Source organism: Nostoc piscinale CENA21, assembly GCF_001298445.1.
Lineage (GTDB): Bacteria > Cyanobacteriota > Cyanobacteriia > Cyanobacteriales > Nostocaceae > Nostoc_B > Nostoc_B piscinale_A.
The window spans coordinates 3,621,765-3,646,632 of record NZ_CP012036.1; the positions used below are offsets into that span (position 1 = coordinate 3,621,765).

The 24,868-nt window shown below is 39.2% G+C and carries 20 protein-coding genes, 3 pseudogenes and 1 riboswitch; of the genes and pseudogenes, 15 read left to right on the plus strand and 8 right to left on the minus strand.

Going from position 1 to position 24,868, the window contains the following annotated elements:
• Positions 1–223 precede the first annotated feature (223 nt).
• Both ACX27_RS15550 and ACX27_RS31765 read left to right on the plus strand, forming a co-directional pair.
• On the plus strand, positions 224–433 hold the full coding sequence (locus tag ACX27_RS15550; RefSeq protein ID WP_062294181.1) for a TOBE domain-containing protein: 210 nt from the start codon (positions 224–226) through the stop codon (positions 431–433).
• Positions 434–912: 479 nt separating this feature from the next.
• Positions 913–1,098: a hypothetical protein gene (locus tag ACX27_RS31765; protein ID WP_144427472.1), complete on the plus strand. Its 186-nt coding sequence runs from the start codon at positions 913–915 to the stop codon at positions 1,096–1,098.
• Between the two features lie 233 nt (positions 1,099–1,331).
• On the opposite strand, the gene ACX27_RS15555 is transcribed toward ACX27_RS31765, so the two are convergent.
• The 3 genes from ACX27_RS15555 to ACX27_RS15565 all read right to left on the minus strand — a co-directional run bounded on the left by ACX27_RS15555 (position 1,332) and on the right by ACX27_RS15565 (position 3,476).
• The gene (locus tag ACX27_RS15555) at positions 1,332–2,099 is read right to left on the minus strand and encodes a ChaB family protein (RefSeq protein ID WP_062294183.1); all 768 of its coding nucleotides are present in this window, start codon (positions 2,097–2,099) and stop codon (positions 1,332–1,334) included.
• Between the two features lie 125 nt (positions 2,100–2,224).
• Positions 2,225–2,764 (minus strand): Dps family protein, encoded by a 540-nt coding sequence (locus ACX27_RS15560; protein ID WP_062294185.1) that lies wholly within the window; start codon positions 2,762–2,764, stop codon positions 2,225–2,227.
• A gap of 352 nt (positions 2,765–3,116) precedes the next feature.
• Positions 3,117–3,476 carry a hypothetical protein gene (locus ACX27_RS15565; RefSeq protein WP_062294187.1) on the minus strand — a complete coding sequence of 120 codons (360 nt, stop codon included), beginning with the start codon at positions 3,474–3,476 and terminating at the stop codon, positions 3,117–3,119.
• A 625-nt stretch (positions 3,477–4,101) separates the two neighbouring features.
• On the opposite strand from ACX27_RS15565, the gene nfi reads away from it, so the two are divergent.
• The 5 genes from nfi to ACX27_RS15590 all read left to right on the plus strand — a co-directional run bounded on the left by nfi (position 4,102) and on the right by ACX27_RS15590 (position 9,975).
• Positions 4,102–4,767 (plus strand): deoxyribonuclease V, encoded by a 666-nt coding sequence (gene nfi, locus ACX27_RS15570; protein ID WP_062294189.1) that lies wholly within the window; start codon positions 4,102–4,104, stop codon positions 4,765–4,767.
• Positions 4,768–4,882: 115 nt separating this feature from the next.
• Complete coding sequence (locus tag ACX27_RS15575) at positions 4,883–5,602, plus strand: GDSL-type esterase/lipase family protein (RefSeq protein WP_200929809.1); 720 nt, start codon at positions 4,883–4,885, stop codon at positions 5,600–5,602.
• Positions 5,603–6,225: 623 nt separating this feature from the next.
• Positions 6,226–8,418 carry a cation:proton antiporter gene (locus ACX27_RS15580; RefSeq protein WP_062294190.1) on the plus strand — a complete coding sequence of 731 codons (2,193 nt, stop codon included), beginning with the start codon at positions 6,226–6,228 and terminating at the stop codon, positions 8,416–8,418.
• A 73-nt stretch (positions 8,419–8,491) separates the two neighbouring features.
• Positions 8,492–8,998 carry a hypothetical protein gene (locus tag ACX27_RS15585; protein ID WP_062294192.1) on the plus strand — a complete coding sequence of 169 codons (507 nt, stop codon included), beginning with the start codon at positions 8,492–8,494 and terminating at the stop codon, positions 8,996–8,998.
• Positions 8,999–9,132: 134 nt separating this feature from the next.
• Entirely contained in the window at positions 9,133–9,975 is an 843-nt protein-coding gene (locus ACX27_RS15590) for an AMIN domain-containing protein (protein ID WP_062294195.1), read from the plus strand.
• A gap of 113 nt (positions 9,976–10,088) precedes the next feature.
• Here the strand turns inward: ACX27_RS15590 and ACX27_RS15595 are convergent.
• Positions 10,089–10,627: pseudogene (locus ACX27_RS15595) on the minus strand (DUF3172 domain-containing protein).
• Between the two features lie 265 nt (positions 10,628–10,892).
• Here ACX27_RS15595 and ACX27_RS15600 point away from each other — a divergent pair.
• Positions 10,893–11,721 (plus strand): annotated as a pseudogene (locus ACX27_RS15600) (ABC transporter permease).
• Between the two features lie 117 nt (positions 11,722–11,838).
• Here ACX27_RS15600 and ACX27_RS15605 read toward each other — a convergent pair.
• Positions 11,839–12,207 carry a Crp/Fnr family transcriptional regulator gene (locus ACX27_RS15605; protein WP_062298369.1) on the minus strand — a complete coding sequence of 123 codons (369 nt, stop codon included), beginning with the start codon at positions 12,205–12,207 and terminating at the stop codon, positions 11,839–11,841.
• Positions 12,208–12,484: 277 nt separating this feature from the next.
• Here ACX27_RS15605 and ACX27_RS15610 point away from each other — a divergent pair, with 277 nt between their 5' ends.
• Entirely contained in the window at positions 12,485–12,739 is a 255-nt protein-coding gene (locus ACX27_RS15610; protein ID WP_062294197.1) for a DUF6464 family protein, read from the plus strand.
• A 122-nt stretch (positions 12,740–12,861) separates the two neighbouring features.
• Here ACX27_RS15610 and ACX27_RS15615 read toward each other — a convergent pair whose 3' ends face one another.
• A complete protein-coding gene (locus ACX27_RS15615) occupies positions 12,862–13,458 on the minus strand; it encodes a hypothetical protein (RefSeq protein WP_062294199.1) in 597 nt (198 codons plus the stop codon).
• Between the two features lie 592 nt (positions 13,459–14,050).
• Here ACX27_RS15615 and ACX27_RS15620 point away from each other — a divergent pair.
• Positions 14,051–14,605: a methylmalonic aciduria and homocystinuria type D protein gene (locus ACX27_RS15620; RefSeq protein ID WP_083468752.1), complete on the plus strand. Its 555-nt coding sequence runs from the start codon at positions 14,051–14,053 to the stop codon at positions 14,603–14,605.
• Positions 14,606–14,702: 97 nt separating this feature from the next.
• Here ACX27_RS15620 and ACX27_RS15625 read toward each other — a convergent pair whose 3' ends face one another.
• A complete protein-coding gene (locus ACX27_RS15625) occupies positions 14,703–15,293 on the minus strand; it encodes a thermonuclease family protein (RefSeq protein ID WP_062294203.1) in 591 nt (196 codons plus the stop codon).
• An 88-nt stretch (positions 15,294–15,381) separates the two neighbouring features.
• Positions 15,382–15,522: riboswitch (cobalamin riboswitch) on the plus strand.
• A gap of 26 nt (positions 15,523–15,548) precedes the next feature.
• Between ACX27_RS15625 and ACX27_RS15630 the strand changes: the two genes are divergently transcribed.
• The 5 genes from ACX27_RS15630 (at position 15,549) to ACX27_RS15650 (ending at position 18,977) form a co-directional block, all read left to right on the plus strand.
• Positions 15,549–16,328: an energy-coupling factor ABC transporter permease gene (locus ACX27_RS15630; protein ID WP_062294205.1), complete on the plus strand. Its 780-nt coding sequence runs from the start codon at positions 15,549–15,551 to the stop codon at positions 16,326–16,328.
• Positions 16,315–16,617, plus strand: coding sequence for an energy-coupling factor ABC transporter substrate-binding protein (locus tag ACX27_RS15635; RefSeq protein WP_062294207.1), 303 nt, complete (start codon positions 16,315–16,317; stop codon positions 16,615–16,617). The genes ACX27_RS15630 and ACX27_RS15635 overlap by 14 nt, the downstream gene beginning before the upstream one ends.
• Positions 16,614–17,426 (plus strand): cobalt ECF transporter T component CbiQ, encoded by an 813-nt coding sequence (cbiQ, locus tag ACX27_RS15640; RefSeq protein ID WP_062298371.1) that lies wholly within the window; start codon positions 16,614–16,616, stop codon positions 17,424–17,426. The genes ACX27_RS15635 and cbiQ overlap by 4 nt, the downstream gene beginning before the upstream one ends.
• On the plus strand, positions 17,401–18,237 hold the full coding sequence (locus tag ACX27_RS15645) for an energy-coupling factor ABC transporter ATP-binding protein (protein ID WP_062294209.1): 837 nt from the start codon (positions 17,401–17,403) through the stop codon (positions 18,235–18,237). The genes cbiQ and ACX27_RS15645 overlap by 26 nt, the downstream gene beginning before the upstream one ends.
• Before the next feature lie 71 nt (positions 18,238–18,308).
• On the plus strand, positions 18,309–18,977 hold the full coding sequence (locus tag ACX27_RS15650; RefSeq protein WP_062294212.1) for a Uma2 family endonuclease: 669 nt from the start codon (positions 18,309–18,311) through the stop codon (positions 18,975–18,977).
• A 77-nt stretch (positions 18,978–19,054) separates the two neighbouring features.
• Here the strand turns inward: ACX27_RS15650 and ACX27_RS15655 are convergent.
• Positions 19,055–24,791 (minus strand): annotated as a pseudogene (locus ACX27_RS15655) (alpha-2-macroglobulin family protein).
• Positions 24,792–24,868: the final 77 nt, after the last annotated feature.

A 24,868-nucleotide genomic window follows, 5' to 3' on the forward strand; every position in this document is an offset into this window, starting at 1 on the left:
GGAAGAGAGGAAAAAACTTTTACACCCAGTCTTCACAGATAATCTTACAGCTAAAATACCGACTTTATTTAAAAGTTCCAACTTTATTGGTATAAGTTACAGAGAGAGGATAAATCTAAAAATATAGTTAAAAAAGAGTAATACTCCTAATATTGCTAAATTTTGAAGATAGTAAATGCTATATTGAATCTGTCAATAATACTGAGCCAGGGAGCAATTTAAAATGCAAGTTAGTGCGCGTAATGCTTTAAAAGGAACAGTTAAAAAAGTTGAAGTTGGCAGTGTTAATACAGAAGTTAGCGTAGAAATTGCCAATGGTGTAGAAGTCACAGCAATCATTACAAAATCATCTGCGGAAAATCTGAAACTCGCTGAAGGTAAACAGGTTTATGCCATTGTTAAAGCTACTGATGTAATGATTGCTATTGATTAATTAATTTATTTTTTTATCAATACATCAAATAAAGGGCAGATTAACTGCCCTTTATTATGGGATTATGGGTAATTACCAACTAAATTAAGTCATATCTAAAAGCAGGATATCGCCTCTGAAAAAACATCCATTTCTAGAATTAATCTAGAAATTTTTTCAGTTGAAATTATGAGACTTAACTTTCATGTTTGGTTGATAAAATCCATAATAAATCTAACCATAATTGCGGATGAGTGTGTTTAAGTTGAGACATAGGGTCTCGTACTAAGTTGGTAGCATTCAAGCACACAACTTCCATTAGTCCTAAATACTGTGCGACTTCTCGCAGTAAATTTTTTTTGCGTGAGGACTGCACTCATCAGCTTATCTGGACAACAAATAGTCACATATCGTTTGTGGAAGTAAGTCGGATGCAGATATCGGAACTGGGGGTTATTGACTTTCACATAACAGTGGCGAATTACTTCCCATGCACTAGGATGAGTGTGTTCGCTAATTCCTACGCTGCGGTCATTTTAAGCGATCGCGTGCGTTATGCCTTGCATCGAATTAACCAGCAAATCTCATCAGCAGCACTTCAAGCAACTATCCGACAGTTGACCACTTTATCTAGTACTAACCTAATTGAAAATAACCTACACTTCCATAAATTATTTTTTCTCTAAATACAGAGATATAGCACCTCATAACGTGGATAGGACACAGATGAATCTGTGTCCTATCCACGTTTATCTGTTGAAAAACAGTGGGAAAAGCCAGTGAGTTGCGATGAGCAGTCCGTTCGGTCGCCAGACCTGAAGGAACTACCGACGCTTCTACGTTGCTAACACCACGCAACTAGCTCCACTACACCCCATCCCCACAGACAATCTTGGTGCTTAAGTCTTGACTATATTGCTTAAACACCGACTTTTTGTTTTGACCAAACACCGTTTTCATCTTCATCAAAACGCTGGTGTACGGCTTCCCAGGCAGCTTGTTCGGCATTAAACTCATCACTGGTTTCATTCAATACCGCATTGTAACGCTCGATGAATACTCGTTGAGCTTCTTGTGACAGATGAGCGCGGACTTCAGGAGATAAATCCTCTGGGCTATTACATGGCCCAGGGCAAGGATGAACCAAAGTTTTGTCCATTGTACTCAGTTCTTCAGCACCGGCACTTTCTAAAAGTAGTTGAAATTCCCCGGCACGATTAGCTGGTACTTCTGTCATTAATAAAAATTCGCCAGCTTGTAAGCGAGTTTGGTAAACTGCGGCCTTATCTTCTGGCATTCCCCAAGCGGTGAACACCGAAACTAAACCAGCACCAGCACTACCTGCGATCGCACCACTGGCTGCCCCTAATAGTAATGCACTGATTGGCCCAGCCGCCACAATCGGGCCAACAAAGGGAATGAACAGTACACCTACACCTGTGAGCAAACTCAAGAAAGAGCCAAACAGCGAGCCAAAAATCGCTCCTGTTCGCAACCCGCCTAAAATTACATCTTTTTTAGTAATAAAGCCTGCAATTCTCGTTTCTGACTGGAAGTTTCGTCCCATCACCGAAATATGATCTCTGGGTACGCCTCGGTCGAGTAAACGTCGAATTACATCATCAACTTGCTTCTGTTCTTTAAATACAGCCGAAATAGTACGCTCTGCTTGATAGACTTCTGGCACTTGAATACTCCTTAAAATCTGCTTTTTATAGTTGACTGACAAACAGGCAAATGCGGGAGATAATTGCTTCCCGCAGCCTAGTATGTTCAATCAGATCCTATTTTTAGAGGTAAATCTGCGTTTGACTACACGCCCACAGGAGTTTTTGTGCCTGTTTCTGGCTTGCTGCCATCTGGCTGCAATTCTTGTCCTTCAATAAAAGAGCGCAGCATCCAAGCCATTTCTTCATGCTCTTCCATCAGTCCGGTTAAAAAGTCAGCAGTTCCTTCATCATGGAATTCTTCACTTGACTGATCTATATGTTCTCTGAGGTTGCGAATAATTTGCTCATGATCTTCCACCAGATTTGCTACCATCCCTGTGGCTGTGGGAACATCACCTGAATGTTCTTTGAGAGTAGCAATTTGGAGAAATCCTTCCATTGTGCCAACAGGGTAACAACCTAAAGCTCTCACCCGTTCAGCTAAAGCATCAATATTTTCAGTCAGTTTTTCGTAATGTTCTTCCCATAGTTGGTGCAAGCTACGAAACTGAGGGCCAACGACATCCCAATGATACTTTTTGGTTTTTACTAAAAGTAAATAGGCATCCGCCAAATCTTGATTTAACAGATTAGCTACACCTTGACGCTGTTCTTCTGTCAAACCGATGTTGATTGCACGCATTGATTTTAATTCCTAAATAGACTTATTTATAAGTTCACAAAAATCAAATATTATTTACATCAACCATAGGAAAGATTACTAGAGAAGAATTATTTACAACTTAGGGTACGCTTCATTTATGACTTAGAATAGAAAAAATTTCAATCAATTATGAACAGCAAGATACCCGAATTCTTCAAGAATTCGGGTATCTAAATATTTCCAATTTTCCGAACCAAAGATGAAGAGTGTGAATACTAATCAGCAGCCAAAGTCTTTACTTGGTACATAATTATCATTCAAAGATTATGCAGTATTACCCAATATCACTAGTTAGATTACCTTTGTAACTGCTAATTAGTATTTTTACTTTTTACTTTTTACCTGTAACTTTTTCCAACAGGTTTTCTACTTCATCTCTCACTGAGGTTGCATCTTGGGAATTTTCAGGACGCTTCATTTTATCAATATCAGCATCACCTTGAACTTCGTTGAGTCCTTTGTTAGACTCTTCTTGCACCTTATTCAATCCTGGAGGTGCGGATCTACCAACTTCATCAGTTTTCTTTTGAGTTTCTAGCAGTTGTGTGGTAGCTTCTGTAGGCTCACTTTTATAGCTTTCAATTGCCAAAGCTGGAAAAGCATTAGAAAATAAAACTAATGCACAGGTAAAAGCTACAATTAGGAAACGTACTGGACGTAATAGAGATAGAACAGAAGTCATATTTTTCATGTGAATTCCTCAAAAACAACGTTAACAACACATAAGTTATAATTTTCCAGCGCAGCAAATTTTAGCCATCATCAAAATAAATGTTGGCGCAAAATTATTAAGATATGCTTGGCTGGTGAGTTATTTTTAGGTAGATATTTGCAGAATAATTTAATTGTGAATTACTTGCACTGTTGGCTGAACTAAAGCTGTTATAGCCATTCAGTGTTTAGCTGTTTCACAATCATTTCTCTAGCGAATTTCACCTAACTTATATTTACGTTGAATCATCCTACTTTGGGATCGACCTGTAGAGTGAAGTTAATCACTTCTGAGTTAGAGGGAATATCAACCTGTAGGTAGAGTGGCAAAATATCACTAATTTTGACGGTTTATTGAGTTTATTTGGTGGTGATGTGGCTTAGTTGCTAGATTAGCTTGTGGTATTTATCAAGGAATCTGCTTTGATTGCGATGTCGAGGGAAAACGAAAAATTAGCGATGTCTGACGACAAGTCCTACTCTTCGAGAAAGACTTCGTCTAACGGGTTCAGGGGTTCAGACTCGACGGGAACCGCCAAGACTCTGATCCCTTTACCGCTTTGCATCTACGCACCCATTTAACTAGATTTTTCTCTCCAGAGATTATGAATATTCATCAACTTCATGCTTGGCCTCAAACCCTAGAAGAAGCTATCACTATTCAAGAAAGTTTGCGCGAACAAGTAATTACAGAAGATCAACTCCCAGAAACTATTAGTTATGTTGCTGGTGTCGATATGGGTTTTGCAGAGGAGGGTAAAGTTAGCCGCGCTGCTGTAGCAGTGCTGAGTTTTCCTGATTTAAAAGTTGTAGAAACAGCCTTGGCGCATCGTCCGACTTCATTTCCCTACATTCCTGGGTTTCTTTCCTTTCGAGAAATTCCGGCTGTACTGGATGCTTTAGCAAAAATTCAAACAGTACCAGATGTTATTCTCTGTGATGGACAAGGTATTGCCCATCCCCGCAGATTAGGTATAGCCAGCCATCTTGGGGTAATTTTAGATATGCCGACAATTGGTGTCGCTAAATCACTGTTAATTGGCAAGCATCAAGAATTGCTAGAAGCTAGAGGTAGTTGGCAACCACTCATACATAAAGGTGAAACTGTTGGTGCAGTGTTACGGACGCGCGTTGGCGTTAAACCTTTGTATATTTCTAGTGGTCACAAAATTAGCTTAACTACAGCAATTGATTATGTATTACGCTGTACACCAAAGTACAGATTACCAGAAACAACCCGTGTCGCGGATAAGTTAGCGTCTAATAGATAATCAGTGAAACATTCAGAAAAGTCAACATTGCAGCACGCATGACAAAAAAGATACGCTGGAATAGTGTAGAAATGTATAGAATCTTGTAAAGATATAAAATATAGTCTTTTTTAAGATGCAAACATTACAAGCTCTTTCTTCAATGCAACTGTCTTTAGCTCCGAATCAATGTCAGTCTTTGAAGATTGTCGCTCTTGGAGACAGCATAGTTTACGGTTTTGGTGATCCTGAACGTGGTGGTTGGGTGGAACAACTGCGGCGATGGTGGATGTTGCCTGGTAGTGCTGGTCACGTTTTATATAATTTAGGTGTCAGAGGCGATCGCACACAACAAGTAGCCCAAAGACTAGAAGTAGAATTTCGTCATCGTGGCGAACTCCGTAATCGTGTTCCTGATTTAATTATTCTTTCAGTTGGAGTGAATGATTCAGCGCGGTTAGGTCGTCCCAATGGCAAAAACTACACAGATTTCGCCACCTTTGAAGCCGATATCGCCCATTTATTAGATTTGGCACAGCAACTCTGCCCAGTTTTATTTGTAGGTATGACACCTGTGGATGAAACTAAAATGCCATTTCTGGATTGTTTTTATTTCAATCATACTGACCAACACCGTTATAAAGAAGCTACGCGCCTAGCTTGTCAACAACGTCAAATTCCTTACTTGGATATTTTCGACCAATGGATGGGACGTGGTGAAACTTGGTTAAGCCAGCGAATGAATGCTGATGGTTTACATCCCAATACATTAGGCTACCAAGCTTTGTTAGATGATGTGTTGAAATGGGATGCTCTAGCACCCTATCATGCTCAACCAGAATACCAATTGAGATAATACAGTTACACATCAAGATTGTCTGTTAATATTGGGCGTAAGAGTTGTTTACATCTACACCCTTACACCCTTTTTTCCAACCTAAATTATTCGTTTGCTTGTATCAGTTTGATAAATGTGTCGGCGGAGTCAATATAAAAGCCACAATTGTTTGATTCACGTCAATTTTTATCAATAAATTCGTCAAAAACTACCAGATACCCGACTTCTTGAAGAAGTCGGGTATCTGAAATCTTCTATGTTTAAAAAACCAATAGTAATGTTATAAATCGGTAATTGCCAGTAATTTATCTTAGCCAAATTACATTGCTATTAAGTAATTCTCCAGAGAAAATTTAATTTAAAATTGTTAACTGCGTTTATCAACGCTTAGACGTTAACACCAAAGATATAACTGATAATTGTTAATTATTCATTAATGTTTCTGCCGCATTTTTACTAATTATTCTCTGAATATCTGTTAAATTTAACCAATTCGTTCTTGATTTGTATGACTGTGTTGTAACAACAATTAACATCAAAATAAGGGATAAATTTACATGGAATATGATGAATTAGGTTGACAATTTCCCATTGTTTAAAGAATCATCTTAGGGAAACCAGATAGTCACTTAGAGGAAACCATGCACACAGTTATTCTCGTTTTGATCGAGGTGCTGATTGTTATTGGACTGTCCCGGCTCATAGGTCTGGCATTCAAATCAATTAAGCAACCTTTGGTAATTGGTGAGATTGTTGCCGGGATTATGCTTGGCCCATCTTTATTTGGATTGGTTGCTCCCCATATAGCAGCTAGTTTATTTCCACCAGAAACGATTCCGTTTCTTAATGTTTTATCTCAGGTGGGGTTAATATTTTTCATGTTTTTGATTGGGCTAGAACTTAATCCCAAATATCTGAGTGGTCAGTTAGAAGTAGCAGTTCTAACTTCCCATGTCAGCATTTTAGTACCTTTTTCTTTGGGAACTTTGCTGGCAGTACTGCTGTATCCTCTGGTTTCTAATGCAAGTGTTTCGTTTACTGCCTTTGCCTTATTTTTAGGTGCAGCAATGTCAATTACAGCTTTTCCTGTATTGGCACGAATTATTACAGAGAATAACTTACAGGGAACACGTTTAGGAACCCTAGCATTAACTTGTGCCGCCGTAGATGATGTCACAGCATGGTGTGTTTTAGCAGTAGCGATCGCAGTAGCACGTACTGGTAACTTTTTTGGTGCTATTCCCACCATTATTGAAAGCATAGTCTACATTGGCTTTATGCTGACAGTGGGGCGCTGGTTTCTGAAACGTTTAGCAACTTATTACCGACGTACTGGACGCTTAAGCCAGTTACTTTTAGCTGTAATTTACATGGCGGTAGTTGGTTCTGCACTCATCACCGAACTAATTGGGATTCACCTCATTTTTGGCGCATTTTTATTGGGAGCCGCCATGCCCAAGAATGCAGATTTAGTGCGAGAATTAGCCGTCAAAACTGAAGATTTTGTTTTGATATTTCTGCTACCAATATTTTTTGCCTACAGTGGTTTGCGGACACAGATTGGTTTATTAAATCGTCCTGAGTTGTGGTTATTGTGTGGCTTGGTATTGCTCGTGGCGATCGCAGGCAAGTATCTTGGTACTTATATCGCCGCTCGTGTGAGTGGAATTAATAAACGCGAAGCTTCAGCCCTTGGTTGGTTAATGAATACCCGCGGTTTAACTGAACTCATTGTTCTGAATATTGGTTTAGAGCTAGGAGTAATTTCGCCTTTAGTCTTTACCATGCTGGTGATTATGGCATTGGTAACAACATTTATGACCTCTCCGCTACTGGAGTGGACATATCCGAAACGCCTCATCAAGTTAGATGTCGTTGAACCAGACTTAGAAGTAGAAACATCTGCTGAAACCGCTACCATTGTTGAACCTGCTCCGAGTTACCGAATTTTAGTCCCAGTGGCAAATCCCAGCACCCAAAAAGGTTTGGTACAGTTGGCAGTAGCGTTGGCGCTTAATTACAAACAACCTGCGGTTGTCAATCCTCTCAGTTTAATTGAATTGCAAGAAGATTATGCTTTTGAGAGTACCCCAGTGGAAGCAGAACGATTAATTCTTCAGCGTCGCCTAGAACTAGAAGAATTGATTAATACCTTAGAACCACCAATAGCTCGTTCTCATATACATCCCATCATTCGCATATCAAGCAACGTAGCGCGAGAAACTGCCCAAATCGCTGAAATTGAGCAACCTGATTTAATTCTTGTAGGATGGCACCGCCCAGCTTTTAGTAATAATCGCTTAGGTGGTCGAGTCGGTCAAATCTTAAGCATCGCACCAGTAGATGTTGCTGTGTTTGTAGATCGTGGTTCCGAACGCTTAGAAAATTTATTAGTGCCTTACTCAGCAAATATCCATGATGATTTAGCCTTGATTTTAGCTTTTAGGCTCTTGCTGAACCGTGACACCTGTATGTTGCAGATTTTACAAGTACTAAGAGATAACCATCACCAAGATGAGTTGAGCTATGAACTGCATAAAATGATGGAGCAATTACCAGCTAGTGTACGCGATCGCATTGCCATTAAAACCGTCGAATCTCCAGAGCCAATTCAAGCTGTAGTAGAAGCTTCCGAAGCAGTTGACCTGACAATTGCTGGTACTAGCCGCGTTTGGGGAATTGAACGTCAAACCCTGGGCAGATATACAGATGCTTTGGCGATTCAATGTCGTTCTTCACTACTCATTACCCGTCGTTACAGCCAAGTTACATCTCATCTGGCTTCTGTACTCCCAGAAATTAGCAACCAAGAATCAACAGTCAAGCAATTCTAGATTTGGAATTTACCTCTGAGATTTATCTGAGAGCTTCTACCATCAAATAAATTATGGGTCACAAGTTAAAAAGATGAATCATTTGAATGTTAAATCTTTAACCTTCTACGGAGTAGCCATAGGTTCAGTGTTAGTGTTGTTTAAAACCGTTACTGTCTATGGAGAAAACAATCTCAAAGCCCCTCCTGTAGTTGATGGCCGCTACCTTCTGACTCTGGCGACAAAATTACCCAGTTGTGAAACCGCAAATTCTCTGGTATTAAATATGCAACAATCAGGTATTTACTTGAATGCCTCTTTGGTAACAGTTAATGCCAATGCAGAGACTGAAAAACCTTCGCTGACAGGTATCTTGAAAAATCAACAGATCAGTTTTTCTGGCAAAGTTGATCCAAAAATCCTTTGTCTTGATTCCAACTCTCAGATTAACTCAAATCAATCCGTCGTCATGCAAATGCAGCTAATAGATCAAGATAAAATCACAGGTCAAATCACAGTCAATGGCATTCCTCAAACCCTGAGATTCACTGCTGCTAAACAATCAACCCCAGAAAAATCACAAAAGGTAACTCCTCATTGAAATATGGGTAAATTATGAAAGTGAAGTTAAGCACGAAAATTAAAAATTAAGGGTTGGACTGGTGAAAGGGTAGATATTTTCCCAACCCTGACACCCTCCCAAAATCAAGGTTCTTGTTGCAAAGGAATCAAATAATGTATACAAACCGAAAACCTACATGGTTTTTATTATGGAGTCAGGGTGTTAGCATCAGTTTGCTGGGATTTTACACAGCAATTTCTTTAGAAACACCTAGTACTCATGCGGCACAAATCGCTAAATTGAATGATTGGCGATTTTATCCAGAAGCAGCACAACTGGAATTTACACTATCAGCAGCTACAAAGCCTCAATACTTCTATCTTTCCCAACCTCCACGTCTGGTTATTGACTTGCCAGATACTAAATTGGGTTATGTTGCAACCAAGCAAAGTTATTCTGGTGCAATTCAACGAGTTCGAGTTTCGCAATTGAACGCTAACATAACTCGGATTGTTCTAGATTTAGCAGCTGGAACTTATATTGATATTAACCAGGTAAAACTACAACCTGTGTCTAGATACAACCCTACACACTGGATACTGCGTCCTTTTACTTCTAGTACAAATCTCTCGATTCAACCTACTGACAGACAGCCTAGTATTAATAGCTTACCGCCAGCTTCTCATAACTACTATCCGCCAACACCTACTAACTCAAATTCCAACTCTAACTATTTACAGTTACCTAGTACATTACCGCCTATTTCTAATAACCAACAGCAACCTTATATTACAGTACCTCCCCTCACTCCCAGTAACCCTTATCAAATCCAAGGCTCGGTTCTACCTCCAGCAAGCTTTCCTAATCAACCTAGTAATGTGAGTAATGTGAATAATATTCCGCCCCTAGCCAACCCTAATTTCCCTATCCCTACAACACCCAGCACACCGAATTATCGATCTGATGAAGTCCAAATCCCAGTGATTGAGTTTGGACAACCTCTTCCCAAACCGTAAGTTAAAAGTGCTGAGTGTTTTACACTGAGCGCAGTCGAAGTGTGAGTGCTGAGTAAAAATACTAGTCCCTAGTCCCTAACCCCTAACCCCTAACCTCTAGCCCCTAGCCTCTCTTAAAATCTATCTGTTTCTTGAGGCACGGCAACTGCACCTGGTTGAGATGTGAAGAAGTTTTGTGCTGCCTCGTTTTGATAGATACATCTAATATCGGGTTTTTCGCTATCTAAACTACCTGTAAAACCAAAGGTATTCAGACGATTTTTACATTCTCTGACTTGATCAGAAGTAACAAGTTTGCGTTGTTCTAAAATTGCCCAGTTATTTTGCCGTAACACACACCCAGGACGCATACTTGGTTGAGCAACATAAACGTTAAATGGGTTGAGTGTGACAAATAATCTAGCATCCATCACCATTGCACTAGCGCCGTATTGTACGCAAATCTCTGGGTTGGGGGCTTTTGTATCAATAACTCCCGCGAAGCTACGTTGGAGGGCGTTAATGTAGTTGTGGAGCTAAAAGCAATGCCAATCCCAATACCTAAAACTAGCACACCTCCTAAAACAGCGATCGTGGTGAGGTTGAACAGAGAAGGCTGAAAAGCCGGTGGTTTAGATGTTGTGGCTGATCTACCAGTAGATTTACGTCTCATTTTTACTTTACACCTTCACATTTTGGAAAGCAGGGAGCTGTTTGCACTGCTCTCCTTATTTCAGTATGCCGATTCTTGACGATGATTGTCTGCAAAATTTTAGTAGTACGATGACTTTTTAGAGTTTAAATAAATTTGCCTCACTCTATCTAGTGATGAATAATACATAAATTGTAAAATAAGCATTTTTGATGATGAGTATTAATTGAATCACTGAAGAGTGTAAAGTATTATTACAAAAACTTTGATCAGTGACTGCAAACAAGTGACATCTCAAAAAGTATTTCTCTGGGGAAAACAAGTTAAAACTACACAATTTCAACTTTTAGTGGCAGATAGCCTGACAATTTTCTGGGGAGAGTGGTTAAAATTGCGAGCCAGAATCACTCAAGTTGCCGCAACTGGTTTAGTCTCGCCGCTAATATATATTTTGGCTTTTGGTTTGGGATTGGGTAGTTCAATTAGGCCAGGCTCAAGTGTTACAGGAAATTATGATAACTATTTAGAATTTATTCTGCCGGGGATGGTAGCTTTATCATCGATGACAATTAGTTTCGGCGGTACAACATTTTCTCTTTGTGGCGAAAGGCTGTTTAGCAAAACTTTTGAAGAGATGTTACTAGTTCCCATAAATCCTTTAGCTTTGCATATTGGTAAAATGCTGGCGGGAATTGTGCGGGGTTTGATGACATCTGGTTCGGTAATTTTGGTAGCACTACTGTTTACCGGAAATTGGAATTTTCTAAATCCGTTATTTTTGTTGTTGCTAGTTTTGAATTGTGCTGTATTTGCTGGGTTGGGGGTAATTGTTGGGTTAAGTGTGCGATCGCTCGAATCTGTGGGACTATATAACAACTTCGTCATTGTGCCGATGTCTTTCCTTGGCGCAACTTTTTTTTGACCCCAGCACCTTACCAATTGCGTTGAAATGTGTAGTTTACTTATTACCTTTAACTTACGCCAGCACTGGTTTACGGGCTGCTGTTTACTCACCTTTATCGGAGTTTCCTTGGTACAGTATACCGATTTTATTAGTAGTGGCGATCGCTTTATCTTTATGGGGTAGTTACAAATTTTCTCAGCAAAAAGATTGATAGGAGATATATTCAGGGTAGTCATTTAATAAATCACAACAACCCTGATTATCTGGGGTAGTTTTAGATTTGCGCCAAGTTTGGTAGAAAATTAAACTCTTACTTTATCAATAACCTCTAAACCATGTGTTGCAATCGAGACAAACGCTCTGAATAGTTTTTGATGACGTGCAGTGCAAACATAGGTGTTTCTTGAACTGCGAAGAGAAATCTTTTTTCATCTAAAGAGACAAGTTTGCATTCAGTTTTAGAGATCGCAGTATAAGTCCGATTTTTAATGCCTACAAGTACTCCCGTTCCAAACACATCACCTGATGTAATTGTTTCTACAACTTTGCCGTTAACTAAGATGTTAATTTCTCCTGTGATAATCCCAAACATAAAATCACCAGGCTGTCCTTCTGTAAAGATGATCTGATCTGCTGCATATATTTGAGGCTCGGCTTGTTTTTGAAATATCTCGATGGTCACAACTGGATTTAACAACATGAGAGCAGTACCAAACTTATACTTGGGCGATACAATAAACCAGAGTAGATTATACTACTAGGGTTTGATATATCAGTGACATACTCAACAGATATTCATGCGCCTTAAACTCACTAATATATCTTTAGATACTAGTATTTTCTGTATATTTATCCTTTTTAGACAATTATTGTTTATTTTTATTTACTAAAGACGAATAGCTAATGACGGATGAAGAAATATTTTAATATCGCTAAAATCATTGACAAGTTTGGATTTTAGCTAGGGGTTGAATATGCGACGTATTGCTGATTTTATGTTGATGATTGTTTGTGGTGGAGTTTGGTATTTACTAGGAGTTATATCAGCGATCGCTACACCACCAATGCAAGTTAGAGAAGAAAATCAAAGTCGCAAACCCCAAAATCTGCTTGATAAAAATGATTGTTTATATAATGCGCGATCGCCTTATATTCAATGTGCAGTAAATCCGGCTGAATTGTGTGATCAATGTATTTATTTTGTGGAATATGAAGAATGGGATATTTAGCAGAGTTGAAGATTGGAAAAAATCAACCGCAGATACAATTGTTGTATCTGTCAGGTGGGCATTTACTATCTTGCATTTTGATAGATATATTATCGGAAAATGCCCTACCTACTTCTATATCATTAATGTGAAACTAACCCAGATTTTAAGGTAAAATAAGCAGCACAAAATCTACCACCATCTGGATGTTTGAGTACGGCTTTTCCTAGGTAAAAATCATCATCAATTTGAACTAATTGGTCTACCAATTCCCGAATCAGAAATTTGGGGTTCTCTGGTAAATCAAAGCTCAAGCGTAAAACTTCAATATCCGGTTCTAATAAACACTGACCACGGGATGTCTGAAATTTAAATGCCAGGGTTCTTCCTCTCGTATCTGCCACATAACCATTATATAAAGGCCAGATTAAGCGCCCTAGTAATAACCCATCATTGGTAAAAATATTATCGCCAGTATTATTCCTGGCATCAAATGTTTTACCCTCCCAAGGTAGCCACATTTTTGTGATGATATCTAACCAACTATCTAAAACCGGATTGAAATTAGCAGTCAAAAACTCACCCCAATAGCGACCATTCAAAGTTACTTCTGGGACTTTACCTTGGCGATAAATCTTATCTAAGGCTGCAATTCCACCTTTTTGGTCAGATTTCAATTGTCTTTTAGCTACTTCCAGTTCTGCACGTAAATTAACATTGAGTTGCTGATCAATATTCATGAGTCGCCTCACTGAGTTTAGTTGATTCCTGAAAGCTAGGATTGACGCAATGAAGGAGATTTCACTGTTGAGACTCAATCAAGTAACTGCTTATATTATGACAATTCACAACGCCTGATTCGGGAAGCAGAGACAGATTGAGTAAATTTACCTGAATCGTTCAGCTTGATTATCCACCTCAGACTTAAGCAGATATTACACTTGACTAACGTTGAATTTTTAATTTTTGCCAATTTGGCAAACAAATTGTTGTGAATACTGATATTGTTTTTATTGTGCAAGGGGTGTACCAGAAGTTGTCCTGACTTGATGGTTAGGGCAACTTCTCCAAAAATATTACAAGCGGGAAAAGTAGTACATATAAACTGAAGAGCATCAGCAGTCTAAAAATATTAATCTCCAAGGTGTTAGTGCTGAGTTTCAAATAAGGTTAATAAAAGATAAAAATTAAATTAAAAATTCATAATCTATATATATAAATTGCAATAAAATCTGACTGCTGGGCGAAAAATGATGGTTTTTATAAAGTTTTAAGAGTTATTATCGATCCCAAGGAATAAATTAACAACTTGTAAAAAACCATATCAATTTAGTGAACTACCCAAGCGTTTACATTTCGGAACAAACCAGTCCCATAAATTTAACTGGCGATATGGGACAAGCTGTGCAAATTTCTATTCATGCACCTAGCCAATATATATGTACTAATTGCGAACGGATATTACCAGATTGGAAACAAGAACCCTTTTTTTGGGTTGTGATTGTTTTGCAGCGATCGCAATTTCCTTTAGTGGAAAGTACCAAAGAAATCGAAACGGAGAAACAAAAGTTACGCCAAAGGTTTATGGGATTTGGTTGTGATGTAGCTTTTGAACTGCGCGATCGCGGCTATTTCTCAGATTTAATTGATCCGCGTACTGGCTATCCTTTACTTTCACGTCCTGGCGCAATGCCACATAATGATACTGCTGTAGTCAAAGCGTTACTCGGCTATCCAGTCATAAAAAATAAATGTTGTGTGCTGGTTCATCCTATTTGGGGTACAGCAGTTTATCCGAGTGTTTTAATCTCGGCCGCACCCCCAACCCTGATTGAATTTGTCACCAAAGAAATAGCTTGTCAACATGGATGGGAAGAGGAAGTATGAAGTGTGAAAGTTTTTTCATTCTGGAAGAGGAAGTATGAAGTGTGAAAGTTTTTTCATTCTAAGACGCAGATGGATGAGTATCTTTTAAACAGCAACATTAAAATTTTACCTCCTGCCTCCTGCCTCCTTTTACAAGACTGCGATATTCCCAAGGGTTGGTGAATTTGCTATCACTCCAAACACCTAGTTTTTGCTGTTGTGCTTGTGCTTCCGCTTTTTGAACTAAATCTTTACTCGGACATTTGTTTAAATAAGGGCGATAAACTTTAGCTAAACCTTCTTTTAATAAAATTTCTTGGACAAAAGTACCGTCTTTTAAGCGGACTTCTGCCACCTTTCTGCCATAGCGATCGCTATCTGTAATCGTCAACATCACGCGATCGCCTGATTGTTTTACTAATTGTTGTAAGCGTGCTTGTGCTTTGGCACCCCAGTCAAATTGATTGCGATCAGTGACGCGGTTACTGTTCCTTTCTTTTTGGGAATGAGGTACTTCTGGCGCATCCACACAAGCAAAGCGCACATTGAATTTATTTCCTTTTGCATCTTTGACAGCTAAAGTATCCCCATCACTCACTCGTTCTACCAAGTCCCCAGAAGCACCAAAGAATTTATCGCAACTTACCAAACCCAAAACCATCATAGTTGCACTTAGCCAAAGTACCACCTGTTTTGTTAATTTCTGCATTCAACCTCACCTAACTCTGATGGATGATACTATATTTGATTTTTGAAATAGATGCGGCTTTGATGGAAGTGCCAACATTAAAAATAGTGATATATTTACTGAGATCGGTTCTGATGGGGAGCAGCCATTAGACGTAAGGGGGAAAGTTCGGTGAGAATCCGGCACTGTCCCGCAACTGTGAACCAATAATTGGGTGAGTCAGGATGCCCGCCGATATAACTGAATATATTTACATAAATCTGCGAGGTACAGATTATGAACAGAAAACAGCAGGCTTTAGCTAGTCTATGCCTGATGGCAGTAATTAGTTTTTATTTAGTAGTTGGTTTACCCAAACCCGCCTACGCAATGCACATTATGGAAGGTTTTTTACCTGTGCAGTGGGCAATTTTTTGGTGGGTTGTCGCATTACCATTTTTTCTTTTAGGGTTACGGAGTTTGACGCGCATTACCCAAGCTAACCCCCAGCTTAAACTATTACTGGGCTTGGCGGGTGCGTTTACTTTTGTACTTTCAGCGTTGAAAATCCCTTCGGTTACAGGTAGTTGTTCTCATCCTACCGGCACAGGGTTAGGTGCGGTGTTGTTTGGCCCCTTAACTATGTCGGTTTTGGGTAGCTTAGTATTGTTATTTCAAGCTTTGTTATTAGCACATGGCGGTTTGACGACACTGGGTGCAAATGCGTTTTCGATGGCGATCGCTGGGCCATTTGCCGCTTACTGGATATATAATTTCACAATTAAGCTAGGTGGTAAAGCAAAAATCGCCATATTTCTCGCCGCCGCCATCTCAGATTTACTCACCTACATCATTACTTCTATTCAACTCGCCTTAGCTTTTCCTGCACCTGTTGGTGGTTTCATTGCTTCATTCACCAAATTTGCCGGCATTTTTGCCTTAACGCAAGTTCCTCTTGCAATTAGTGAAGGATTGCTAACTGTATTAGTGTGGAACTGGTTGCAATCTTATAATCCTCAAGAATTAGAATTACTGAAATTAATCAAACGGGAACCCCAAGGAAATGAATCAGTCTAAAAAAGGGTTGAGTAACTGGTTATTAGTATTAGCTGTATTAGCTTTAGCTGTTGCACCATTAATTTTTGTCCGTGGTGCAGAATTTGGAGGTGCTGATAGCAAAGCACAAGAAGCTATAAGTGAGATACAACCAGAATATAAACCTTGGTTTAAATCAATTTTTGAACCAGCTAGTGGTGAAATAGCAAGCTTATTATTTGCGTCGCAAGCGGCTTTGGGTGCGGGAGTAATTGGTTACGCAATTGGCTTATATAAAGGCCGTTCCCAACAACAAAAGCATGAAGAATGAGTTTGCAATTAGATACGTTAGCTTATACTAATCGGCTGCGAAAATTACCACCAGAGCATAAACTAATTTTTGCCTTGACTACTCTGGCAATTGCCTTAGCTACTCATCCACTAGTGCAGATTTTAATAGCAATTTGGATGGCTGTTTGGACAATTGTTTATGCCAAAATTCCGGCTGGTATTTATTTTCGCTTGTTATTATTTACCATCGTTTTTTGTTTGACAAGTTTACCAGCTTTGATGATGAATGGGGTGTCAATTCATGATTTGCCAAAAGTGCAGTTAGATGCTTTATATGGGCTAACTTTTGGGCAATTCTATATTTATGTTAGTCATCATGGCAGCCTGCAAGCATGGTCAATCTTCACCAGAGCTTTAGCCTCAGTTTCTTGCTTATATTTTCTCATGTTAACTGTGCCATTTACGGAAATATTACAAACTTTGCGTTACTTGCGATTTCCGGTGCTGTTAACTGATTTGTTATTACTGATGTATCGGTTTATTTTCATTTTGCTGAATACAACTAATGAAATATGGACAGCGCAGAATTCCCGTGGTGGCTATCGCACTTGGCACAGTTGGATGAAAAGTTTAGCCATATTAATTGGACAACTTTTACAGCGTACTTTACAAGCATATAGTCAGTTTTCTCTGGGTTTAGAAGCGCGGGGTTTTGTCGGTGAATTTAAAGTTTGGCATCCTCGCCGCTATCATCCCCAAAACAGATATATCATCGAAGCAGTTTGCGGCTGTATTGGTTTAATAGGATTGGAATTTTGGCGGAATGCAGGAATATTTATTAGAATTTGAGCAAGTCTATTACACTTATTCTGGCGCACAACAATCAGCTTTAAATGGTCTTAACTTAAAAGTTCCATTAGGTAAAAGATGTGCGTTAATTGGGCAGAATGGTTGTGGTAAAACCACACTATTTTTATTAGCTAATGGTTTATATAAACCTGATTCTGGCGTTGTGCGGTGGCGCGGAGAAGCGTTAAATTATCATCGCAATTATCTGGGTAAATTGCGCCAACAAGTCGGGCTAATCTTTCAAGACCCCGAACAGCAACTAGTGGCTTCTACTGTAGAGGAAGATATATCTTATGGCTTGTGTAATTTAGACTTGCCAGTTGCAGAAATTCAAGCACGAGTAGAACAGGTATTACTAGAATTTGGGTTGACAGCTTTAGCAGAAAGACCAGTACATCATTTAAGTTTAGGGCAGAAGAAGCGAGTTTCCATAGCAGATGTGATGGTATTGAATCCTGAACTATTATTGTTAGATGAACCGACAGCTTATTTGGATGTGAAACATACGCGGAATTTGATTAAAACTCTGCAAAGAATTCATCGAAATGGCACAACTTTAATGATGGCAACCCACGATTTAGATTTGGTATATCGTTGGGCAGATTGGGTTTTTGTGATGGATAAAGGAAACCTAATTTTAGAAGGTGAACCGCAAGATGTCTTTAATCAGCGTTCTTTATTAGAAGAGTTAGAGTTGGGTGTACCGTTAATATATGAAATGTTATTTGATGGGTTAGCGGGTGAGGATGAAGGAGTTAAAGAACGAGTGCGGCAAAGAATATTAAAATTATTTCATGATTTTGCATCTTGATCTAGTTTAGAGTTGTCAATAACTACGGTTTGCTAAAGTGAGAAGTATCTAGCAAATTCCCAGATTGCCAAATGGTGAAAACACAAGCAATACCTCCCTTGGAAAGTGGCGATCGCTTAACTCGTCCTGAATTTGAACGCCGTTATGAAGCTGCAACCCATATCAGAAAAGCAGAACTGATTGAAGGAATTGTTTACGTGGCCTCTCCCTTAAGACATGAACAGCATGGTAAACCCCACAGTCGAGTTATAACTTGGTTAGGAGTTTATCAAGCATTGACTCCTGGCGTTGATTTGAGTGTAGAACCAACAGTCAGATTAGATTTAGATAATGAACCCCAACCAGATGCAGTGCTGTTTATTGAACCTGCGGCGGGTGGACAAACTCGATTAAGCCGTGACGGTTATATTGAAGGTTCTCCCGAATTGATTGTGGAAATTGCTGCTAGTAGCGTCTCAATTGATACTGGCATTAAAAAGCAAGTTTATCGCCGGAATGGGGTGTTGGAGTATGTAATCTGGCAATCCTACGAGAATAAATTGGAATGGTTTCGCTTAGTTGATGGTGAGTATCAATTGCTAGCTCCTGGTGCAGATGGCATTATTCGTTCTCAGGTGTTTCCGGGGTTGTGGTTGGCAGTGGAGGCGCTGTTAAATAATCAAATGGCGCGAGTTTTGGAGGTGGTACAAGAGGGGTTGAAGTCGCCGGAATATGCTGCGTTTGTGCAGCGATTTGTTTAACGTAGACGCGAAGCGGCTTCCCGAAGGGTACCACAGAGACACAGAGAACGCAGAGAGAAGAACTCTGCATCTAAAAATCAACGCTTATCCTCAAGCACAATTGTAGACTCAGCAGAACGACCAAATTCTTCTGGTGCATATTGTAAATGAGCTTCTGCGCCAGGCCATGTATATGTACCGGCAGTTACAGAACGGACTAGGTAATGTAGGCTATAAACTCCTGGTTCGAGGTGGTCGGCGTAAGCGATAATGCGATCGCGGTAAATATTGCGATAACCAAGTTGCCAACTATCGGCTTTGGCTTGCAATGCGGCTGTCGCAGTTTGAAAACTTTGGTCTACGGCTTCAAATCCTGCTGGTAATGGGTCTTTAATTACTATATGGTCTACAGGATGATCTGCAATTATTTCTAAACCAATATCAAATACTTGTCCACTATCTACAGTTAAGGGTTTATCAACGGCATACATCCCTGTTTTTTGCAGAACTTTTTCTTCCCCAACTTTACTAATTTCTCTGGTGACTCGTAAACCATTAAATCTGCCTGGTTGATTGCCTTGCAAGCGATAATTATAGGCAACTAAATAATGTAATTTACCCCTACCTGATTTTTGCAATATTAAATCATGGCGACCACGGGGTAATTTATTCATTACAACATTTAGCTGCAAGTTAGGATTTTGATAACCATTAAACCTATTTTCATCTAACTTTTGACGAGCTAATTGAACTGTGGTGGCAAAGTTTGGTGGTGTGGGTTGGAGTTGGCTATATTCTACTAATGCTGTTAAGGCTTGAGCATTATCATAGTTAGTTTGCCATGTGCCATCGCGGCGTAATCCTAATAAACTTTGGAATAATTTATCGATTACTTCTGGTTTACTTTGTTTGGCAATAAATAATCTTAAAGCTTGGGCTTGGGCTGTAGTAGATGAATTCATCCATCCCCAACTCTTGGGTAAACTAATTACAGCGTTGCGTCCAGTTTCATAGATATTTTGTTGTAACTGGTTCAACATTTGTTGTGATTCATCTTGCCATTCTGGGAATTGCGATAAATACCGCGCTAGTTTGATTTGGGTGACGATATCAAAGTTATTGCGTTGTTGGTAAATATCACCTAAGAAACTATTGCTTTTATCTCCTAATTCTGCTAATGCAATTAAGGCATTTAATTGCAGTTGATGTTTACAGATTTGTTGTTTACAAAAATCATATTGTCCTGGGTTAGCTACTACCTTTTGCAGATAATTTTTCAAGCGCGTGAGTGTTGCAGAATCAATAAAACCAGGAAATGCTTGATTAGCTTTTACTAAAGATTCCGCCGAGTATGCAGAAACCCAAGGATCTGATTTTTCTTGTCCTGGATAAGCAGCAAAACCACCATCGGCTATTTGTAATTTTTGCAGTTGCGTAATGGCTTGGTTTGCTTTTTGGCTAGGATTAAATTCAGTAAATGTTTGACTGTATTGTTTACCTAAAGTTTGCAGGTTAGCAGCAATAATTAATTGACTGGCGGCTGGTTCTGCAAAGGGTAAATCATCATCTTCTAACACTTGTTTAGCGGGTGCTTTAATTTCAGGTATTAACGTACTCGCCAATTGAATATCTAAACCGCCTGCTTCCGGGTAGATATTTTTATCAACATTCAGGGGAATTTTAACTTGTTTTTCTGTTACGCCAGTTTCCACAACTTGTTCGGTAATTTCTAGTGGCTTGACTTCTAAAGGCAGTTCAAAAGCATCGGCTGTATTATTTAGTTGAGTGGTGAACCTAACTTTACTTTCGCCAACGCCACCTGCAATCATCGGGAAGCGATAAGCTTTGGTGGCTGGTTCAGCGTTGGTTTGTAAGGAAGTCGCGGTGGGGTTATTTTCTGCAAACTTGACTGTACCGCTAAGTTCACCATTAATTGAAAGGTTTCCGTTATTCCCGGTGGTGTTGGTGACGGATAAACCCGCGAAGATGCGATCGCCTGGACGGACAAACTGTGGCAAGATGGCATTAGTTAGCAGTGGTTTGGTAGTGATAAATGTCGCGTCAGCATTACCAAAGCGCAAGTTTCCATCAGTAGCAACAGCCATCACCCGCCATGTCGTAAAATCATCAGGTAATTTAAAGGTTATCTGCGCCTTACCACTCGCATCAGCTACAACCGAACCGTTGTAGTAAGCCAACGCCTGAAAATCTGTGCGGACGCGGGTATTTGCTGCACCCACAGAAAAACCACCGCCATAACCCCAACCTTTGGGTTTAGCAATATCTTGGGGTTGTATCACCACATCAGGACGATTATCGCTGAACCGGGTAGAGATTTGCTGTTCTGCGTAGACTGTATCTACCAAATTTGGCGGACGATAACCAGATAGTTGCAACACCGCTTCATTCACCACCATGACAGTAAATTGTCCTGGGGTGGGGTTATTTTGGTTGTCTTTCAGTTCTAATTGTATTGTTTGTTCTGCACCAGGTTCTAAAGATGCTTGCAAAGGTGTCACTTGCACTTTTAAATATTTATCTTGCAAGTTGACTTTAAAAGGTGAAAAACCAATTTTTACTAATTTATCTAAACTTCCTGGTTCGACTTGGTTAAGAGGTGCGCCTTGTCTAACTAATACAGCTTCAACTGCTGCATTGGGTAACATTTCTGGCGTGACTTGAAACTGAATTTGGGGTGCGCCTCCCTTAACTTTTGTGACTTGTTGATAAATTGGTTTGTCTTTAATGACAGCAAAATATAATTCCGCTTCGGGGTAGGGAGATTGAATTAAAGCTGTGGCAGTTTCCCCAGGTTTATACTCTTTTTTATCTAGTTTAACTTCTAGGCGATCGCGGTCTTCCGAACTCCAATAAACTGGGGTTTCTCCTGTTGCCCAAATTTGCAAATCTGTCGCCGTTAATTCCTCTTTTGTATCGCTAAAATTAGCCCTAATTCTATATGAGCCTGATTCGCGCGGTGTTAAAGTTAATATCTGGGGACTCTCAGCAGAAGTAATATCTGTTTGTTCTACTGTTTTATATTCAACTTGATTTTTCGCAGTGCGACTTCCTTCAACTAACTGCGTCACACTACTATATTTCATCTGTTGTAATTCTAAATGCACCCGTTGACCTGTGATTACTTTCCCTGTAGGTTCAGTCACTATCATTTCCACAGGTAAAGCCTTACCAGCATCAGCAATAAAATTGCTTTTGATTCCAATCAGTTTGTTACTGGGTAAAGCCGTAAACTTTTGAGAAGCAGCCACAGATAAATTAGAAACATCCGCAACTTGCACATCTACTTGATAAGTCATTGGGTAAGGTAAATCTTTCGCCACCATCACAGTTTGACTAGTTTTACCACTTGCATCTAACTTGTCACTGGTTTGCAAAACATCACTGGTTAAAGATGGACTTTCTTCCGGCCAAAACCATTGTCTACCAAAACTAAATTCTTCCCAACCTTTAGGAATAAAACTAGTTTGTTGACGGGTGACAAAATATTTTGCTTCCCCAGCTTCCACAGGCGCACCAAATAAATAATTACTAGCGGCTTTCGCTTCCACTTTATCGTTAGTTAGGGCAAACTCTTTATCTAAATTGAGTTCAACTTTAAAATTAGGTGGTTTAAATTCAGCCACGCGAAACTCGCCTGAAATTTCTTGTCCTTCCTTACCTTTACCCTGAATTGTATAGTAGCCCAAAGCTTGAGTCTTCTGAATGGGTAACTCTAGAGAAAATGTCCCAAACTCATTGGTGGTTTTGCCACCTAATTGTGTCTTCTGTCCATCGGGATTAACCAAAGTTAATTGATAAATCGCGTTTTTATCTTGTTGAAGAGTCCCATTTTGTAAATAGTCAGTAAAACCAGTAAACCAAGCTTTTTCCCCTGGTTGATATAAGTCTCTATCAGAAAAAATTACACCCCGTGATTCTGCTTTAGCTTCTTGCCAACCTGCATCAATACCATAACCAAAAGAACCGCTATATTCTTCAGTTCTCGCAAAAGCCCAATCTTGGTTTTCTCGCGCAATTACTAATAATTGTGGTGATTTAGTAAATCTTTGATTATCTATAAAACACTGCTGTAAATTATCAAATTGCAGTCTTAAAGTTCCATTATCATCAGTTTTCCCTGTTGCACAAGCTACAGCATTACTAGGATATTTTTCCTCTAACTTTGATTGATAAACTTCCACAGATGCACCCTTCGCAGGTGAACCATCACTCAAATGATGCACCCGAATTAAACCAGAGTCGGGAAACCATTGACTAAATACACCCAAATTTGTCAACTGTACTAAACCATAAGTTACAGGTTCCCGCCATAATTCCTTGCCATTATCTTGATATTTATTCGTGCGGGCTTGGACTCCATAAGCTAACATTCCTGTCGGACTACCAAGCTTTTCTCGTAATGGGACATTGACATCAACAAGTTGATTTTTTTTTAGAGTTGACTTTAAAGCTTTGCCAAGAATTTAGCTGTGGTAATAACTCGTTATCATTACCTTTAGGTGAAGCACTATTAAAATAAACTAAATCGCTAGGTTGAACTACACGATAAGCAGCTTTATATTGAGACTCTGGTAAATTAACTGTACTAATATTTAACTGTAAATTTTGATTAGATGGAAAAATATGTAAATCTGATGGAACCCAAATATCACCCGCCAAATCGCCAGTGTTATATTTTAGGGTGACAGGTTTATTTAAAGTCTGACCAAATTTATCTTTAATATTTTTTCCAATAGTAATTTTATAATTAGTTGCAGGTTCTAAAGCGTAGGGATTAAGAGTCACAAAATTAGATTCATCTGGCACTTGTAACAGTCGAGAAATATCTTTTGGTGCTGGGTCAATTTTGATATTATCTTTAACCGAATCTGCCAGTAATATATTATTAAATTCTAACTGCGGGCTACCTTTAATAAACCTTCCGTAAGTTCCATTAACATCAGGCTGTCCGTAAAAGTTGATGGTTTTAAACTCTAAAGGTGAATAAGTCGCCAACTTACTCACCGACTCTTTATCTGTAGGTAAGTTACCGTAATTTGGTAATATGCCGGGAGAAAATACCAGACGGTAGTTAGTCGCTTTTTCTAAACCTTGCTGCGGGATCAGATTATAAACCCAATTACGCATTGAAGGGTCAAACTTTTGTAACGGGTCTTCACCTTCGGTTGGTTTTTCTTCTTTCGCTAAATCTATATTAAAGCTGATATCTTTATTTTTACCTTCGGGGACAAGTTTAAGATGCTCTTGTAACGAAGCTAAATTTAATTCGACATTAGATGTAAATTGCAGCTTTTGTTTTAAATCTATAGGTTGAATCTCTGCCTTTTCCACAGGATTCACCCCAGGTAAATCAGTCAACTTAATAGGTTCAGTGTTAAAAGTCCAAGCCAAATCTTGATTTAACTTGTGATTTTTTAAATCTGACAACCCTGCTTTTAAAGTAACTTGAAATCTTGTTGCTTGAGGTAGGGATTTATCTGCTTGAAAGCCTACCATACGCGGTGTTAAAAAGCGAAATTGACCGGGTAAAGGCGGCCATAAAGCAAATTTTTGTAATAAATTTTGTTGTTCTGGGCTGTCAAGGTTTTCGACAGGAATTAATGCTTCCTTAAAGCGGATACGAATCTGATTTAAAGGTGTAGCATCACCAATAGGACTAATTTGTTCAATCCAGTCTGGTAACTTTGGTGGCGTGAGAGGAGAAACGGCGGGTAATGGTTCTTTGTTGGAGGATACACCTAGTAAACTACAGCCGGTAATGCTTAATATAAATGTGAGAGTAATAAATAATTGGAGGATGATTTTTATAATCATGTTTTATAAAAATAAACGCAGAGGTACGCTGAGGTAAACGCAAAGTTACACAGAGAAGAAAATTAAAGAGAAACTCG